Genomic DNA, 17,295 nt, shown 5'->3' on the forward strand with positions numbered 1-17,295 from the left:
TGCGTATATTACGCGCTCTTGCTCACTTCATTCTTGCTCATTACATTGTAACATTAATTATTACAGTTTCAAACTTTAGTTATTCTCTTTATTACCACACTTGTGCAAGAAACATGCAAAAAACGCCACCAGTTCTTAGACCGGTGACGTTTTTACTAACTACTATTGGAGAAATAATAACTTATGGTGCACGTTTTGGTAACAACTTCACATACTCGTCAGACAGTTTCATCAGGCTGAGCACATGTTCATAATCGGCACGATACGGTTCCAAATCCGTTACCGGCTCGTATGTCTTCAGCGAATAGGCTGTTCCATCGTCAAAGCCCGCACCCGGGATAAACATAATGTCATCGTTGACAAATGAACCCGTTGGCAAGTAATACCGGATACCAAAGGCATTGTGGTCCATGTTGAGCAGATCATGTCCGAAGGCAGTGAATTTCTCATCTTGAAGGGAAACTCCCATCAGGTTCATGATCGTTGGCAACATATCCAACTGACCGCCTGGCTGCTCAATCACTTGTCCTTTGGTCTGTTTCGGCGTATGAATCATTAACGGAATGTTGAAACGACTTACTTTACCATCATACGGGACGCCCAGATTGGCCTGAATCTGCTGTGTAATCTCTTCGTCAGCAGGCAGACCAAAGTGGTCTCCGTAGAGCACTAAAGTAGTATTATCCCATAATCCATTCGCCTTCAACTCATTAATGAGTTGACCGATGGCATAATCCGTATAGTTGATCGCTTGCAGATAATCGTGAAGCAGTTTGTTCGTAATGGTCGCAGGAATCGTGATCCGTGCGCGATCAGCGGGAACCGTAAACGGCGAGTGGCTCGATGCCGTAATGAACTGAGCATAGAACGGCTGATTCGCAGCCTGATGCGCAGTCATTTTTTCCACACCTACACGGTACAACTCTTCATCCGATGGTCCAAAGTCATTGAATCTGTCATTCTCAAAGCTGGGCTTGTCGAAGTAACGAGTGAATCCGAGTGCCGGATACATTTTGTTCCGGTTCCAGAAGGTGACGTCATTAACGTGATACGTCTCGGACTCATATCCTTCTTTACCTAATAACTTGGGAAGACTCGGCAGTTCACGGTCACTATACCCTGCTGACATGGGAACAACTCCGGTTGGATAGATAGACGTGTTCGACATGAACTCCGCGTCTGATGTGTTTCCCTGTCCGATCTGTTGGAAAAAATGAGAGAAATAATAGCTTTCTTTGGCCAGATCATTCAGTACCGGTGTTAACTCCTGACCATCCAATGAAGCATTAATCGGGAAATTCTGAAAGGACTCCAGTTGCAGTACAATCAGGTTACTACCTTTGGCCTGACCAAAATATTTGGCTTTCACGGCTGTACCGTCACTTGGTTTATCCTGATACGGATACTGGCTAACCAGCTCATTGATCTTGGCAATGGTTTCGTTAATGTTGCCATTGGCAATGGCCTCATTTTCTTTGCTCGTCAGAATGGCAGACGATACCTGGTAGTTCAGGAAACCGAGATTCTCGGCTCGCACCAACTCGTTATCAATCGTTTCACCTTTGACAATAAAACTGCCAGACAGCACGATGCAGAATGCAGCCGTAAGCGCAACGCCGAGCTTGCCCCAGTAACGTCTGCGAATTCTACCAAACGTCAAACCGCTATCGCGGTAACTGCTGTGGTTACGCCCGCCAGCACGTCTACGCATAATCAACCATATTGGCAATGCCAGTACGATGTCTGCAAAAAACAGAAAGTGCTCCGGTCGTACCAGTGGTCCGATACTTCCCCGTACTTGGGCAACTTGCCCCAGCTCACTTAGCGCGGTATAGGTGGGTACCGAACTGAAATGAACGTTATACAGCGTAGCCGCGAACAGCACCAGAGAAAACAGAACATTAAATCCTCCGTATACTGCTCGCTTCCAGCCTTTGGGCACGATCAGATCCAGCAGGCATACCACGGTTAGTGCGCCTAATGCGTCAGTTAACAGACCGATGCCGGACAGACCCTGGAAAAAGAAATACCGCAACAGTGACAGCTTCAGCAGCATAAGAATGAATAACACGGCAAATAAGGTCCGTGATGAAGTTCGTTCATTTTTGGAATTATACATGGTCGCTTTCAACCCTTACCCTGAAATTTTACGTTCATTTTACAAAACGCATATTTCAGTATAACAGTTTTCTGGTTGCTATTCCATGGAAGTTCCGTGTAGGACAGGGTGATCGTTACGCAATTGTAGAGATATCCGTGTTCTGCGTGTCCGCTCCCTCTCTCTGTCCCTTAATGGCTGCTTGTGCAGCAGCAATTCGTGCATAAGGGATCTGTTCAGGCAAACAGCTTACGTAATCCAGACCAATGCGGTGGCAGAACGTAACTGACTCCAGATCCACAACATTTTCTCCGCAGATCCCTGTCTTCAGATGAGGTTTTCGAATTCGACCTTGGACTACCGCCATCTCAATCAGTTGTCCGACTCCCTCAATGTCCAGCACATGAAATGGATTATTCGTTACCGCACGAGAGTCCGTATCACGTTGAAGGAGAAGGAGCCGCTTCTCAGCTTCATGGCGACTATATCCAAATATCATCTCTGTCAGCTCATCCGTGCCAAACGAGAAAAAGTCAGCCTGGCGAGCAATGTGAGTCGCCGTCAGCGCCGTTCTCGGAGCTTCGATCATCGCCCCCACTCTATAGAGACAATGCCGCTTCTCCTCACCAAGCACTTGGTCAGCCACATGATCCACCATATCTCTCATCACCTGAAGTTCATGCACATGACCGATCTGCGGGATCATAATCTCGGGACGTACCCACCAGCCTTGCCGGATGCCTTTCACCGCTGCGCGGAATATCGCTTCCAGCTGCATATCAACGATCTCCGGGAACACCGTACTCAGCCGACAAGCCTGTTGCCCCAATGTCGGATTATGTTCATGCAATTCACAGGCTCTGCGAATGACACGCTCCAGTTCCTCCAGTTCAACCTGATGGTCTTTTTGCTCCTGCCACTCCTCTGCTTGTAACCACTCAAGTCGTTTCTCCAACACTCCCAGATCCGGTAACAGTTCATGCAAAGGCGAATCGAGCAAACGTATCGTTACCGGGTATCCATCCATCGCTTCGAATATTTGTTCAAAATCAGACTGCTGCATTGGCAACAGACGCTCCAACCCACGCCTGCGTTCGGACTCACTGTCTGCCAAGATCATTTTTTGTACAAATGGTAACCGCGCAGGTGATAACAGCATGTTCTCCGTCCGGCATAGACCTATTCCCTCGGCCCCTTGTAGCCGTGCTGTCATGGCATCCTGTGGATGATCTATATTGGCCAGTACCTTCAACTCTTTCACTTCATCAGCCCAATTGAGCAGTAGTTGCAGATCTGCTGATAAAAGTGAATCTGAGTTGTTATAAGCTGGACATTCATCATTAGTTACTGGCTGGATCTGTATGGGCAGATGTCCATTGCTCGCTTCGCTGTTAGAATCTGTGTAGTGTTGCTTCAACACTTCCGTGATATGCGCAGGTTCGATGCGAAGAAGTGCATCCTCCTTGGTGAGGAGTCCTTCATGGACAAAATCCACAGTACTCCTCAGTGTGGCTGTTGAGGATAATCGTGCGGGCTGGGTCTGCACAACATACAACGCGCCGGATTCAATCACAAAGGTGATTTCCTGCACTTCTCCCTTATGCGTCTCCAGCTGGCTACCTATCTCCAGCAAACTTGTGTACAGCTCAGGTTCGTCATTCCGTAAACGCTCCAGGCCGTGATCTGTTTGGCTCGCGTTCCCGGTTGGGACGTATTGTCCTGTAATTCCCTTTTCTCCTGTAAGTGGGTTACACGTATATATTGTTCCGGTCCCGCTTGATTCTCCACATTTTCCATGCATCATCGTCTGTATAAGAACAGGAGCGCTTTGCTCCGAAGAGATGTAATATGATTTACGCATGATCTCGTCCTGAGATCTGGATGCTTTAATACGCTGTGAATGATATACCGCACGTACTGCTTCTTTGAATTGAAGTTGAACATCTTGAGGAAAAGGGTTACGCCCCTCCTCTTCAATTAAATATTTAAATTCGGTAATGGTTAATTCAAGTTCCGTTTCATCCCGACCCTTGACGTGACTCGATATTTCTGTGAAAAATTCAGACGGAATTGCATATACCAGCTGTCCATATTCCTCTAAGTAATCTAGATAACATTGGAGTGCATACAACCGATCACCGGTTTGACGTGCGAGTCCTTCCACAGTAATATCATTCAGACCAACATTGAGCAGTGATTGTGTCGCAGTTGCTGAGGCTCGATCCTGGTCCGTACGTACCGCGAGTAGTAGCGGATTCTCCGAATGTCCGAAGAACTTCCCGGTTTGCTGTTCCAGATGCCGGATCGCGTTAATAATCTCTTCCTCTCCTTCACCGGAAAGATGTCCAAGACGGGTACAGAACTCGCGACAGCATTCCGTTGTGACTACAAATCCGGCTGGGACAGACCACCCTGCATGGATAAGTTCTGCAAGATCAGCCCCTTTACTGCCCATTAGCCCTTTCATCTCTGCCGTACCTTCTTCCAACAGAATTACCCGTTTTGTCATTGCAGCTCTCCCATCCGCCATTCATGGCTATGCTTGAAGACTTCAAACCCTGCGTTACAGATCAGCCTTCACTCTAATGGTATGTCACAATCGTTCAGTCAAGGACATCCGCTTGTGCATTTTGTGCTCGTTATCCTGTTTTTTTGTAAACGCTACACTAAAATAAGATAAAACAAGCCTTTCGAGCAGTTGCATTTCACTGGGAAGCAAAAAGAAGCCCCTTCAGCTAAGCTGGAGGAACTTCACATTTTTTAGTATTCACTCACCTCAAACGTCAGCACCCGATCAAACAGGATATAATCCTTCCGACTCTTAAATGGCCCTTTGTTGTTGTCGTGTTTATCGATCGCATACGAAGCTTTTCCGCTTCCAGCTTGCTTGGCTTCATACCAGTCGATGAAATCATTTACTTCTTTCAAGCTTAGGTCGAATTCCTTCTCCAAGCCCGTTGTCATGGTAACGACAAAGATGGCACGGTTAGTGGAAGGTTCCTCTGGTTGTTCCGGAGTTGTAGGTTCTTCTGGTTCTGGGTTAGGGAGCTCTTCTCCATACGGAGTAGCAAATGCTTCGTTGGAGTATTCAGTTTCAACACCATTAATCGTAGTCGTTACAACAAAATAATACGTAGTTCCGTTTGTAAGAGCAGGAATGACAAAGTTCCCATTTTCATCTTTTGTAGCAACAACCGTTTCAGTATATTTTCCTGATTCCGTCCCATACCTCACAATATACTTTTCTGCACCATCTATGGCTCCCCAATTTAGTCCGACCTGAGTATTTCCAGGAGTTGCTTTCAGATCAATTATATTTGGATTCATCATCTCTACTACACCTATCGTAAGTTCATTAATATGAGCCCATGACGCCGCTCCATCTACTTCTACCTTGATGCCTTCGTAGACCCCTGGAGTAATTGCTACTGGTTCGGTTATGGTAACAGTTGCATTTACATACCTTCCCACTTTAGGGCTCACCAAAATCCATTTACCATCTTTCAAACCGTACACTGTGTAATAGTTATTGGATTTAGGATTAGAATACGCAGCAACTTGAATAAAGTTAAGACTTAATTCCTCTGGAAAAACATATTGAATTGTTCCTTTTGTTGCACCCGAATTCCAAAGAGTACCCAACTTACCGTCAATAGAATTTTTACCATAATTCGCACTATATGTACCATTTACTGTTACAACTGTTTCCTTTGGAGGTGAAATTCCTTGCATCCCTTCTACTGTAGCTACTTCTTCATTTGCTGCCATAGCTACGTTCATGCTCATTAAACATAATAACACTACCGCAAATACTGTTTTCTTAAACTTAGCAATCACTCTATTATCCCCCTATTAATATAATAAGTGACTAATGTAATATGTACTTGAAAATATGTCTAAACATAAACTTGCTAATCTATAAAATTCAGCTAAATTCTTGAAATTTATTTTTTTATTGGATATAAAAAAAGCCCAAGAAGAATAAATCTCTCCTTGCGCTTCCAGATTGTATATCCAATGAATTAGCTATTCCCATTCACCTGTTTTGATATAAGTTGCATCATATGCAACAATTACATTCGTTTTATCTGTTACCTTTTGTACATCATCGAAAACAAATTCTTCTTCGCCGTAATCTACTAAACTCGAATCCACTTTCTCGTAGACCCCACAATCCTTCACATAAATTATATCTGGATGGTTAGAATCATATCGTAAGCTTTCAGGAAGATCTTCACCCGAAATTTCATGCGATTCGGCAACCGTAGTCGTCGATATTGCTGTAACAGGAATCATCCCAATAACAGCTACTACTAAAAGTAAGGCCCATATTTTTTTTCGCATAGGAAGTTCCTTTCTTCAATTCCATTTTTCCTATATTATACATTAAAATGGATGGTTATAATTTTTAAAAACGAAAAAGACCGCCATATATATGACGGTCAAGCTTCAAGATGATTATTGATATAGATACTTGAAAAATAAAACTGCACAAAGAACACCTATTACCAAAAACATAATTGCTGAGTTTCGATATTTCTTCCACATCCGAATGGCATTAGCAATATTTAGAATGCCTAGTGCAAGCATGTTAATACGAGAATCTACTTGAAACAAGTTGAATACTAACATAATGGCAACTACTATCGAGATACACCAGAACCATAATGGAATTTTATCCTTTATCATTGATCTGCTCCTTTAGTTTATATCCTATCTGTTATAATATATTCCTCAATCTAATTAAAATTCCTTTATTTAGTCTATTAAACAAGCAGATTATAGATTAACGAAAAGGATAATACCAGTAGATTAATAGAGTGCCCGTGAATTACATCACAAATTTATATTATTGAAAATTATATGATTTTCTTGATTTTTTCGAAAAACATTTCACAGACCATTCATTATCACGCCATAAACCTCAGTACATCCTCAATCTTCTTCCCATGTGAGATCACACCGTAATTCATCCACGACATAAAGTCCACCTCATACACATTACCGCTCTTCACCGCAGGCAGACGTTTCCATTCATCCCTATCGAGCAGTTCGCGCTCCTCTCCAGGTTTAGCAGAATTTCCAGTGTCAAATGTAATCAACAAGTGATCCGCATGAAGCTGACTTAACTGGTCCAATCCAATGAAAATCCTCCGCTCGTGTCTTGTCCATTGCTGCACACGGGAGTGGGGAGTCAGTCCAAGATCCTGATAAATTACAGGTCCGACATAGCCCTGCTGAACCCCATAGAGAGTAATATCCGAAGCAGATATACGCAAAAAAGCTACTGTTTGACCACGCATATAACGTGCTAACCGACTCTTAGCTTCCATTGCCTTGTCCTCATACGCACCAATTACATCTTGAACCCGATTCACCTTTCCCAATACATCGGCGGTCGATCTCAAAATGGAGCGCCAATCTTCTCCCAGATGTTCCACGTAAAACGTAGGTGCTACCTGCTCGAAGCGGTCCAGATTCCATCGATCATATCCCTTGTCCAGCATGATAAAATCAGGTACATTGCCCAGATTAAACTGTGCATCCATCTGGCTCACATCAAATTCAGGTACGTCATCCAACCCCAAATAATGCTGTCTGCCCCAAGAATGATGCGAACATTGCAGTACAGGTTTTACGCCAAGAGCCAACACAAAGTCCTCCAGATAAGGAGCAAAGACACGAACCTCTTGACGATGATGACGGCGATACAATCCAGGTGAAATACCAGCATATTGCTTGAAACGGCGACCAAAATAATACTCGCTGCTAAAGCCCACATTCTGTGCAATTTCATGGATGCGATCATCCGTCAGCTGCAATAGTTGCTTCGAGCGCTCCAGCCGAACCGCATTTACATATTCAAGCGGAAGTTTGCCCGTAATCCTTTTGAATTGCCGAGTGTAGCTGGCTCTGGTAAGACCAATATCTGCCGCGAGCTCATCCACGGTTATCGTCTGATCATAATGGTCGCCAATATAACGAATTGAACTTTGAAGACGGGCACGGTCATCAGGTACTTCTGTTTCGGGGGCACTCTGGCGAATTAAGACACGGAACCACTCCTGGAAACGAAGCTGTACCTCCCATTGCTCCAGCCAATCGGCAGTGACCTGTTGACGCAGTATTTGTTCCAAGGCTTCCAGACAGGAACTCCACGGAATGTAACTGAGTTGCATAAGCGGTAATAATGTCGGAGAATCTGGACTTTGGGAAAGTTCCTGCTGCTCCTCCGTGTTTCTTCTAGACAAAGCGTTCGAAGTCTCTTCGCTTAACTCAGCCACCATAAGATCAAGCTTATAGTATTGCAATTCACTTCCTGTCCCAGGAGAACCTTCTATTTTAACGGATGTTCCAGCCGGAACAAACATAATCATTCCTTTTTCCAGATGAGATTCCCGATCTGAGCAAACTATTGAACCTTTCCCAGACGTTACAACAAATATGGAGTGTGAAGTCGACATTCTGTATAACAAACGTTTATCGATATGAGATTTATGGTGATCTACGTATTCCATATGCTGAAGTGAGCATAGCCAGGGCTTGGGGATCAGTTGTATTATGGTGTGGCACATGTTCATCGTCCTTAACTGAGAATTATTATCATTTAAAATAGTGTATACGAAAAAAGAAAGCTCTTCAACCCTGGCTGAAGAACTTTCTTTAAGTAATCGATTCAATTATGGAGTCATTTTTTCCAGGAGATCATCAATTTTCATGGAATTCGCTGTAATCGCACCTGATTGCCAATGTGATCTTTCCATAATATATACCTGATTGTTCTTAACGGCCGGAAGAGATTTCCACAATTTGCTGTCAAGTACCTTCAAGGCTTCCTTGTTCTCAGGAGAAGACCATTCACCATTGGAAGGGAACACAATAAGATGATCTGCATCAAGTTGCGGCACGGCCTCTTCAGACAGAATTTCCTGGTATTCTTCCATCTTGTTAACCAGAGGATGAGGTGTTAGGCCAAGCTCCGAATAAATAAATCCGGTGAACCGATTTTTCACACCGAACAGTGCCAGTGTATCATCGTTAACATTCAGTCGGACAACTGCGACAGTCTCGTCTCCAACCACTTCCTGCAACTTCGCCTTAGCATCTGCAATCTTGGCCTTAAATGCCGCAGCAACTTCTTCACCCTTGTCCGGTTTCCCTACAACATCGGCAATGGTTTTCAAAATTTGATTCGAATCCTGCAGTACGCTCTCAGGCAGACGATATGTCGGTGCCACCTTGGAGTACATCTCATATTTCTCCATATCTACCCCACCATCTACAATGATGAGATCCGGATCATATTCCAACAAAGCTTCAATACTCCCCGTAGTATCAAATTGAGGAACATCCAGTCCTAAATAATCCTGTACACCCCACATCGGGTTATACCACTGCACTACAGGTGTAATATCGAGCGCCTTCAAATAATCTTCCACATATATTCCAGCAATCCGCTGTGGTTGAACCGGAATCGTCACATCTCCAAATTCATCCTGTACAACTCGTGTCGCAGGCTCTGTCTCGTTTCCAGAAGTATTTTCTCCAGAAGCCGCACTTTCCGTTGCAGTTGCAGGAGTCTGTTCCGCATTCGTAGCGGTATTTGTACTACATCCTGAAACAACCAGACCCATGAGCAGTAATGTAATCGCCCACCCTTTGAAACCTTTAACTAAACCTACCATGTTACCCTTCACCCCTATGTGATCTGTTGATGTAACCGTGAGAATATTTCACATATAATGATTATCATTCTCATCGATTGCTTAGGTGAATTGTACCTTATGCCTCAGCCGACCCACAATGTACATTTGATGTTGTTTTTTTATACAAACGAAAACAACCCTGTTGGTCCTCCCCCGCTTATCGCAGGGGCAACCTGCCTTGACGATAACTTTCCAACAGCTGATCCACAAAGAAATCGTTCGCCGTACCCTGTAACAATGCAGCACCAATTAAACCCATATCATCACTCACATACCCCGCTAACTCAGGTTCGCCAGTGAGAGCCAAGGTCTGTTTAAACGCCTGTTCCCTGCATGCGCGCAACACCTCTTCTTCAGCTACCGCGGTATCTTGAGCCCATCGTACAAAAGCTTGCATCCACTCGTCAGCAAATGCAGAAGCATCCCTTTCATCCAAGTAAATTTCCACATCCAATCCTTCGAATGTCTGCTGGGTCAGAATCCGTCCCTCGTTAAGATCCAACAGTAGCTTCTCCACATCCGTTTTGCTCATTGATCTCTCCTCCAGTTCCTCGTCAAGTCAGATACATCTCTGGTATAACGAAACGTTTCATCATCTGCTTTGGATCGGCTATAAAATGATCCAATTGAAGTTCCTCATATTCGCTAAGGATACTTTCAAAGATACCAGCAATCACACCACAATCTACCAAAGCATTGTGCCTGTGAATTCCATCTGTATTTAGATCGTAATACCTAATCAGAAAATCTGTAGAGACGACCTCGTTAATCTCAGGATGAATGTAGGTGAACATCGCTTTTGTATCGAGCACCGGGTTGGTCAACATCGGAAGCCCATACTCATCACAATGCCGCTTCAAAATAGGTAGGTCATATTCATATCCAGCTTGTGTCACAAGAACGTTATCACCAATAAATTTCTAAAATTCCTGAAATGCTTCTACGAACGACGGAGCCTCCAACATTTCCTCATTCGAAATTCCTGTTAATTTCGCCACAGGTTCTGGTATTGGTTTGTTCGCGCGTGTAAGTGAAGAAAATGTTGTCTTGCATTGATGACCTCTTTGGTAATGCATCGCACCAAATTGAGTCACACTCTCCACCACAGGATTAATGCCTGTACCTTCGAGATCAAATATGCAGTACATTCTATCCTGTAATGAAGATACGCTTAGATTTTCAATAAAGTATGTATCAGGCAAAAGCGTAATTTTCATCCGCCAACTCACTCCTCCCCACTATCATTCTGGTTAATGCATTTCTCATATATAACTCTGTCACTCCCACAATCGGGTGACCTGGACCAACTTGCGCGTTACATCAAACTGCAACTTATAGATGTCCGGCATCGTAGTCTTCTCCCAGAAATCATAACCGTAGGAAGAATCATAATGTTGTAAAATAAGTGTCATGACATCTCCATGGGTTCCGATGACTACCTTGTGACCCACATGTTTATCCAAAATTTTCTCGATTACCGCTACTGCCCTTGAGCGAGCCTGTGCACTAGACTCCCCACCTGAATACGCATACGTAGGATCACGGTACAACTGCTGCTTGGCTTCACGAAAATTAGCATGCTTCACATCTGAACTCGACAACTGGCGTTCACGCAAATCTTCCTCTGTCACCACAATTCCATCTGACCAATCTGCCAGAATCTGAATCGTATCTACCGCTCGCCTGTAGGGGCTAGAATAAAACAGTTGAATCTGCTCCCCATGGAGCAGACTGGCAACCGTTCCCGCATCTTGATGACCTTGCTCTGTCAGTCCACGCTCGCGTTCCTGTCCTTCAACATATCGAGACTCCGCATGTCTGACAAAATACAAAAACGTACTGGTCTCACTCATCATTCATCCGCCAACCCTTTTTTCTTCTCAAGGACAATCAGGCAGGTACTGTCTGGCAAAGGCGCAGGCTCACCATTTTCCTTCATGAAGATCATTCGTTCTCCAAGTGCTTCCGTGTACCCCTCCTGGAGAAAATGTCGGAACGTAATAATCTCGGCTTGTTCACCCAGCGCTTCTCGAATACAGTTCTCATAGGCTGTCGGCGTGAATATACCGAACTGTTCCTGAATTTCATGCACGTATGCCTCTTCTCCCCACGTATAGGTGTAGAGAAACTCCATTGCATCGTTGATCGGCAATACGACCTCATTGTCTGAGACCCGCTCATATTGAATTGCACGTCCCTGAAAATCCTCTGCATACCGCTCCAGCCAGCGCATCCCATCCGGTTCCAGGAAACGAATCCGGCGCTTCTGCGCCTCCGGCTCACTCATGATCCCATCCCGAATCAGAATTCTTCCTCCAGGTGACAGCACACGGAATGAACTTCTCAGCGCTGCTACAACCGTATCGGAATTAAATCTTCGACCGTCCAGTTCAATATATGAATATAATTCATGCAGAATGGATGAAAAAATAACCGTATCCACTGTGCCCGGCTGCACATATTGCTCCAGTTGTAGGGCATCGCCCTTCATCACTTGCCAGCGATGTCCCTCACGTTGTTTTTTGCGTTCCAGCGCTTCAATGACATTGGCTGAGATATCGATACCAATCGGCTCCACTTCCGGTTTTTCCTGCTCAATCAGATCCAGCAGAATTCCTCCACCTGGACCAATATCCAGTACTCGTTTACCAACGATATAGTCGAGCAGTACTTTTTTGTAATCACCGGAGCTGTTCATATCGGATAAATACGTCTCTTCGTTGTGGAAACGGTCATAGGCATCCCGGCGTAATCCGAACAGGTCAAATAACAGCAGTACAGCCTTCTCGTATAACGGCGACTTTTCAGCTTCAATACAGAATGCAATCAGTTTCTCCGCCGCTGGAGAAAATTCAAAGGTCACAAACAGTGTATCCGGCAGATCCGCATGACGCTCAATGCGATGGGTTAGATGGGGATAGACGATCTGCTCTCCTGACACAATCTGTTCCCACGAATACTGTTCCAAATATTTTTCAATCATTCGTTTCTTGTAAATATTGAGCTTCTTGACGCCCCTGTAGTCGTAATACATCGTATTCATCAATGGTTCGAAGCTGATATGGCGAACGATTTCAGATCGACTCTCCATGGATGTTGGATGCATGCTCTCGCTGCGAAGCGTCAACAGGAACACTTTCACCATCTCCTGCAACGAAAAATCCTGCATGGCCGATTCCACATACCATAATGTGCGATGAGCGAGCGGAGCCAGCGCCTGTTCTACATCCAGTTCCGTTTGGAGCTTGGCATAAGCCGTATCCATAGCTTCTCCTTGCCGAATGGAAGAACTTCTTAAGCGGGATAACCGTTCCTTCACGCTCCAGTCCTCATGATTCGGTCCGGTGATAATCCAGCCTACAATTCGCTGTACCTCAGCCTGAACCTGATTCCATAACGCTCGATCAACGCCTGCAATAATGCACTCATTTAATGCCATCAGTATGGTGTGCAATTCATCTGTAGTAAGCCATCCTTTGACGATCAAGCCGTGAAGCGGAGCATTTTCGGCAAATGGAATCTCACCCCGTATGTATTGACCAATAAGTCCATGTGTAGCAATTAGAGTACGTATAATCTCATGCCTTGGAGTGTGTGTATTCAGCGCATCATGCTCGCTTATATCCGCATTCTTACTTAAGGCATCGCCCGGAGAACCGGGTTGATTTATACTCGTTTCTTTGGTCTTACCGATGTCATTATCCAGGTGCTCTGCCCCTGCGTATAGATCATATAACTGAGCGGACCCCACATTGTGTACAAACAAGTTAACGCCCTGCTTTTGCCATACCCGCCGTTGCTCCCGTGATCCGGCCTTCGCCGTCTCTGACCAGATTAATACGTCCTCCAGAATTTCTCGCACCCAAAAAGAAACCTGAAGCTCCTCCAGTACGTGAAGTGTACGCTCGGTGTAGTCCAGTACCGGATTTGTTCCCTCAAGTTCGGCAATGGAATGAATGCGTTCGAGGTTAATATGGGGTTTCTCCGCTGCTGCCAGCAGTTGCAGCCATAGCTGCTGGGCTTCCGGCGTATTACCTGACTTGTATGATTGTATGGCCTTTAATGAATGCAGCATAAATATGTCCCCTCTCTTTCTCTACCTTTTTTATATAATATCGTTAGATTCGTCTAACCGACGGATACGTTCCTGAACAAACTTGAGCAGCTGTTCCACCTCTTGAGCGGGCAGATCCTCGTCAAGACGCGCGGCAGCAACTGGCAGCGTCCAGGACTCTATTGCTTCACGTGTAATCCCGGAAAGTTGCATATAATGATGGATGTAATATTCGACCAGCGATTCACGAGCCGTTTCAAAACCCATTCGTATAACAGGATCTGTATCTTCCGGTAATGTGGCACTCATTAATATTACCCAGCTTCGAGCCACATCACCCGCAGGATCACCCGACATACCAGTCATCCAATCGATGACCCAGTATTGGTCGCCGGCCTCACTGAGCATAACATTATCAGGGTGAAAATCGCCATGACAGATCTGCTGTTGATCAGGCAATGTTGTCTTCATTCTGGACGACTTCGAGTGGAAAATCCATTCTATGTAAGGTGTCGAATCATGAGAAGTTCCGTGTGGAAGCTCTCGGGAATCGTTAACATGATCGGATTTAATGAAGACGATTCTGTCATCGTTATACCTACTCCTCTACCTGAAATATAGAATCAATGATCAGCGGCAAATTATCCCTCACAGATACGGCACCGAATACCGAACGGGCGTGTACCCCCTGATCCCCAAATACCTCCATCATCAGATCCGAGAATCCATTCAGCACTTTATGATGCTCCTGATACGAAGCGGACGCATTAATGAATCCCTGCACTTTAACCACTCTCTTCACCCGATCCAGTGAACCCAACACATCTCGAACGACAGCAAGCACCTCCAGTCCAGCATTCCGGGCAAAATCATACCCCTGCTCAGTTGTGAAGTCTGATCCCAGTTTGCCACGTTCGGAGGTATCCGGTCCTTTCCCGGATACATACATGATACCATTCACAATAACGGCATTAGCGTATCTCGCTGCGGGGGCGCTTGCCTGTGGCAAAATGATCCCCAGTTCATTTAATCTCGCTTCAATCATCGTATATTCTCTCCCTCTTTTAGGGTCCTCACGGAACCCGATTCCTTGTATTCCTGTCGGTAGACTCTTGGTGATACCTGAACGGTACGTTTGAACATCTTCCCAAAATGAGAGAAGTTACTGAACCCCGCAAGCCAGGCGATGTCCGTAATGGATTCTTCACTTTCTCGCAGTAAACGCTGTGCTTCCTTCACCCGTAACAGATTCAGATAATCACTGAAGGTAAAGCCCGTCGTTTGTTTGAACAATCGACTCAGATAATGCGGACTAATGCGAAACATGCCCGCCACCTCTGGTAATGTCAGTGGTTTCTGATAGTTCTCATTCAGGTAACGTACAACTGCCTGTGTCTTGGGATGAAGAACCGGCTCACGATCATCGGAGCTTAACCTGCCCAAGTGTTGATTACGATAGGCATGGAGCAACAATTCAACAGCCCGGTGACGGAGCAGCAGGTTGCTTCCAGGTTGAGGACGAAGCATTTCATCCACCATTTCGCTAACCATCCGCTCTAGAACCTCCGTGACCTGTGAAGGAAATCTTACGATGGGAATCTCCCAACAGAAGGGTTCCTTCAACTCTTCAACGAAGTCCGGTGAAATCGACATACCAGCAAAAAGCTCAGGCTTCAAATATAGCACCATCCGTTCATGGTCAGGCATGCCACTCTCCAATGTTTTATGAACCGTATTTCGGTCAACAAACACCAGATCGCCAGCCTTTACCCGGTAGGTCCGGTCCTTAATGAAATAGATGCGCTCACCAGACAACAGGTAATACAACTCATAATGATCATGCAGGTGGTCATCCGTCATCGAGAAATATCCAATGCGACGATCATATTCGATGTGCAGTAAATCCGAGGGATCATGAAAATCTGCACTGAAAGGTTCTGTCATGTCGCCCTCTCTCCTTTCCATAAATTATAGCAAAATATGCGGCATTTGAAAGCGGTTACGCATAAAATGCGGCGAAAGAAGTACTCCCTTGTTATAGTCTAGAGCTATATTCAAGGAGGCGATAGACATGAGTAACAAGAAACGTTATGTATTAGTCGGAACTGGCGGCCGCGCCGAATTTTTTTATGGTGCTTTGACCCGGGATTATAGAGATACATCCGAGCTTGTCGGCTTTTGTGATATAAATCAAGTCCGCATGAACTACGCGAATCAACTATTGAAGGAAAAGTACGAGTATCCTGAGGTACCCACTTATCCTGCAGATCAGTTTGATCAGATGATTGAGAACGAGAAACCTGACTATGTCATCGTAACGAGTGTTGACCGCACCCATCACAAGTACATCATTCGTGCGATGGAACTGGGTTGTGACGTTGTCACCGAAAAACCGATGACCATCGATGAGGAGAAATGTCAGGAGATTCTGGATGCTGTCAAGCGGACTGGCCAGAACGTAAGAGTCACCTTTAACTACCGTTATGCACCGCACCATACTAAGATTCGAGAACTTATTCTGAATGATACCATCGGGAAAGTCACTTCCGTTCACTTTGAATGGCTGCTGAATACCCGCCACGGGGCAGATTATTTCCGCCGTTGGCATCGGGACAAGCGTAATAGCGGCGGATTACTCGTGCACAAATCCACCCATCACTTCGATTTGGTGAATTTCTGGATTGGCTCGCAACCGGATACCGTGTTTGCATTTGGTGATCTGATGTATTACGGCAGAGAAAACGCAGAAGAACGCGGTGTAACGCAATTCTACAACCGGGCAACCGGCAACCCGATCGCAAAGGATGACCCTTTTGCACTGCATTTGGATTCAGACGCACATATGAAGTCCATGTATCTGGATGCCGAATCGGAAGATGGTTACCAGCGCGATCAGAGTGTATTTGGGGATGGCATCAACATTGAGGATACAATGGGAGTTCTTGTGAAGTATCGGAACAAAGCCATTCTGACCTACTCCCTCGTCGCCTACCAGCCATGGGAAGGTTACCGCATTGCCATTAATGGCACCAAAGGCCGGATTGAGATGAACATTGTGGAGCAATCCTATGTCAACTCATTGGGTGACAAGAGTAAAGAAGGTGCATTGATCGGTAAAACGTTGCGGGTTCTTCCAATGTTTGATGCGCCATATGAGGTTGAAGTGGAAGAAAAAGCAGGTGGACATGGCGGAGGTGACCCGGTTCTGCTGAATGATCTGTTTGGAGAGCCTGTTGAAGATCCGTATCATCGCGCTGCTAACCACGTGGACGGTGCCAGATCCATTCTGACGGGTATTGCTGCCAATCGCGCCATCGCGACGGGTTTGCCTGTCAATGTCAATAATCTGGTTCGTTTCTAAGTCTCCCAGGTCTGCACTACATTATTAATTTCATTTAAAGGCTGCGCATATCACGCAGTCTTTTTTATATTTTTAT

The 17,295-nt window shown here is 45.2% G+C and carries 15 protein-coding genes; 1 reads left to right on the forward strand and 14 read right to left on the reverse strand.

The features are described from left to right. Nucleotides 1-181 precede the first annotated feature (181 nt). The 14 genes from MHB71_RS12315 to MHB71_RS12380 form a co-directional block, all read right to left on the reverse strand. Complete coding sequence (locus MHB71_RS12315; protein WP_340029742.1) at nucleotides 182-2,119, reverse strand: LTA synthase family protein; 1,938 nt, start codon at nucleotides 2,117-2,119, stop codon at nucleotides 182-184. 115 nt (nucleotides 2,120-2,234) lie between these two features. Further along, entirely contained in the window at nucleotides 2,235-4,607 is a 2,373-nt protein-coding gene (locus MHB71_RS12320) for a putative PEP-binding protein (protein ID WP_340029743.1), read from the reverse strand. A 251-nt stretch (nucleotides 4,608-4,858) separates the two neighbouring features. After that, nucleotides 4,859-5,935, reverse strand: coding sequence for a fibronectin type III domain-containing protein (locus tag MHB71_RS12325; RefSeq protein ID WP_340029745.1), 1,077 nt, complete (start codon nucleotides 5,933-5,935; stop codon nucleotides 4,859-4,861). Nucleotides 5,936-6,124: 189 nt separating this feature from the next. Further along, on the reverse strand, nucleotides 6,125-6,442 hold the full coding sequence (locus MHB71_RS12330) for a hypothetical protein (RefSeq protein WP_340029746.1): 318 nt from the start codon (nucleotides 6,440-6,442) through the stop codon (nucleotides 6,125-6,127). 566 nt (nucleotides 6,443-7,008) lie between these two features. Next, nucleotides 7,009-8,679: a helix-turn-helix domain-containing protein gene (locus MHB71_RS12335; RefSeq protein ID WP_340029747.1), complete on the reverse strand. Its 1,671-nt coding sequence runs from the start codon at nucleotides 8,677-8,679 to the stop codon at nucleotides 7,009-7,011. Between the two features lie 99 nt (nucleotides 8,680-8,778). Next, nucleotides 8,779-9,783 (reverse strand): ABC transporter substrate-binding protein, encoded by a 1,005-nt coding sequence (locus MHB71_RS12340; protein WP_340029748.1) that lies wholly within the window; start codon nucleotides 9,781-9,783, stop codon nucleotides 8,779-8,781. 178 nt (nucleotides 9,784-9,961) lie between these two features. Further along, the gene (locus MHB71_RS12345; RefSeq protein WP_053061528.1) at nucleotides 9,962-10,336 is read right to left on the reverse strand and encodes a hypothetical protein; all 375 of its coding nucleotides are present in this window, start codon (nucleotides 10,334-10,336) and stop codon (nucleotides 9,962-9,964) included. Nucleotides 10,337-10,358: 22 nt separating this feature from the next. Then, a complete protein-coding gene (locus tag MHB71_RS12350) occupies nucleotides 10,359-10,700 on the reverse strand; it encodes a hypothetical protein (protein WP_340029749.1) in 342 nt (113 codons plus the stop codon). A gap of 24 nt (nucleotides 10,701-10,724) precedes the next feature. Continuing rightward, the gene (locus tag MHB71_RS12355) at nucleotides 10,725-11,021 is read right to left on the reverse strand and encodes a 3'-5' exonuclease (RefSeq protein ID WP_340029750.1); all 297 of its coding nucleotides are present in this window, start codon (nucleotides 11,019-11,021) and stop codon (nucleotides 10,725-10,727) included. A gap of 60 nt (nucleotides 11,022-11,081) precedes the next feature. Continuing rightward, nucleotides 11,082-11,660, reverse strand: a complete 579-nt coding sequence (locus tag MHB71_RS12360; RefSeq protein WP_340029751.1) for a histidine phosphatase family protein — start codon at nucleotides 11,658-11,660, stop codon at nucleotides 11,082-11,084. Continuing rightward, on the reverse strand, nucleotides 11,657-13,879 hold the full coding sequence (locus tag MHB71_RS12365; protein WP_340029753.1) for a class I SAM-dependent methyltransferase: 2,223 nt from the start codon (nucleotides 13,877-13,879) through the stop codon (nucleotides 11,657-11,659). The genes MHB71_RS12360 and MHB71_RS12365 overlap by 4 nt, the downstream gene beginning before the upstream one ends. Before the next feature lie 30 nt (nucleotides 13,880-13,909). Next, nucleotides 13,910-14,329 carry an aminoglycoside phosphotransferase family protein gene (locus tag MHB71_RS12370; RefSeq protein ID WP_340029754.1) on the reverse strand — a complete coding sequence of 140 codons (420 nt, stop codon included), beginning with the start codon at nucleotides 14,327-14,329 and terminating at the stop codon, nucleotides 13,910-13,912. A gap of 127 nt (nucleotides 14,330-14,456) precedes the next feature. Next, nucleotides 14,457-14,903, reverse strand: coding sequence for a RidA family protein (locus tag MHB71_RS12375; RefSeq protein ID WP_340029755.1), 447 nt, complete (start codon nucleotides 14,901-14,903; stop codon nucleotides 14,457-14,459). Further along, nucleotides 14,900-15,802, reverse strand: coding sequence for an AraC family transcriptional regulator (locus MHB71_RS12380; protein ID WP_340029756.1), 903 nt, complete (start codon nucleotides 15,800-15,802; stop codon nucleotides 14,900-14,902). Before MHB71_RS12380 ends, MHB71_RS12375 begins: the two co-directional genes overlap by 4 nt. Before the next feature lie 127 nt (nucleotides 15,803-15,929). Here MHB71_RS12380 and MHB71_RS12385 point away from each other — a divergent pair, with 127 nt between their 5' ends. Continuing rightward, the gene (locus MHB71_RS12385; protein ID WP_036608810.1) at nucleotides 15,930-17,219 is read left to right on the forward strand and encodes a Gfo/Idh/MocA family oxidoreductase; all 1,290 of its coding nucleotides are present in this window, start codon (nucleotides 15,930-15,932) and stop codon (nucleotides 17,217-17,219) included. The last annotated feature ends 76 nt before the right edge of the window (nucleotides 17,220-17,295 follow it).

This window comes from Paenibacillus sp. FSL H7-0940, assembly GCF_037979415.1.
In the GTDB taxonomy this organism is placed as follows: Bacteria; Bacillota; Bacilli; order Paenibacillales; family Paenibacillaceae; genus Paenibacillus; species Paenibacillus amylolyticus.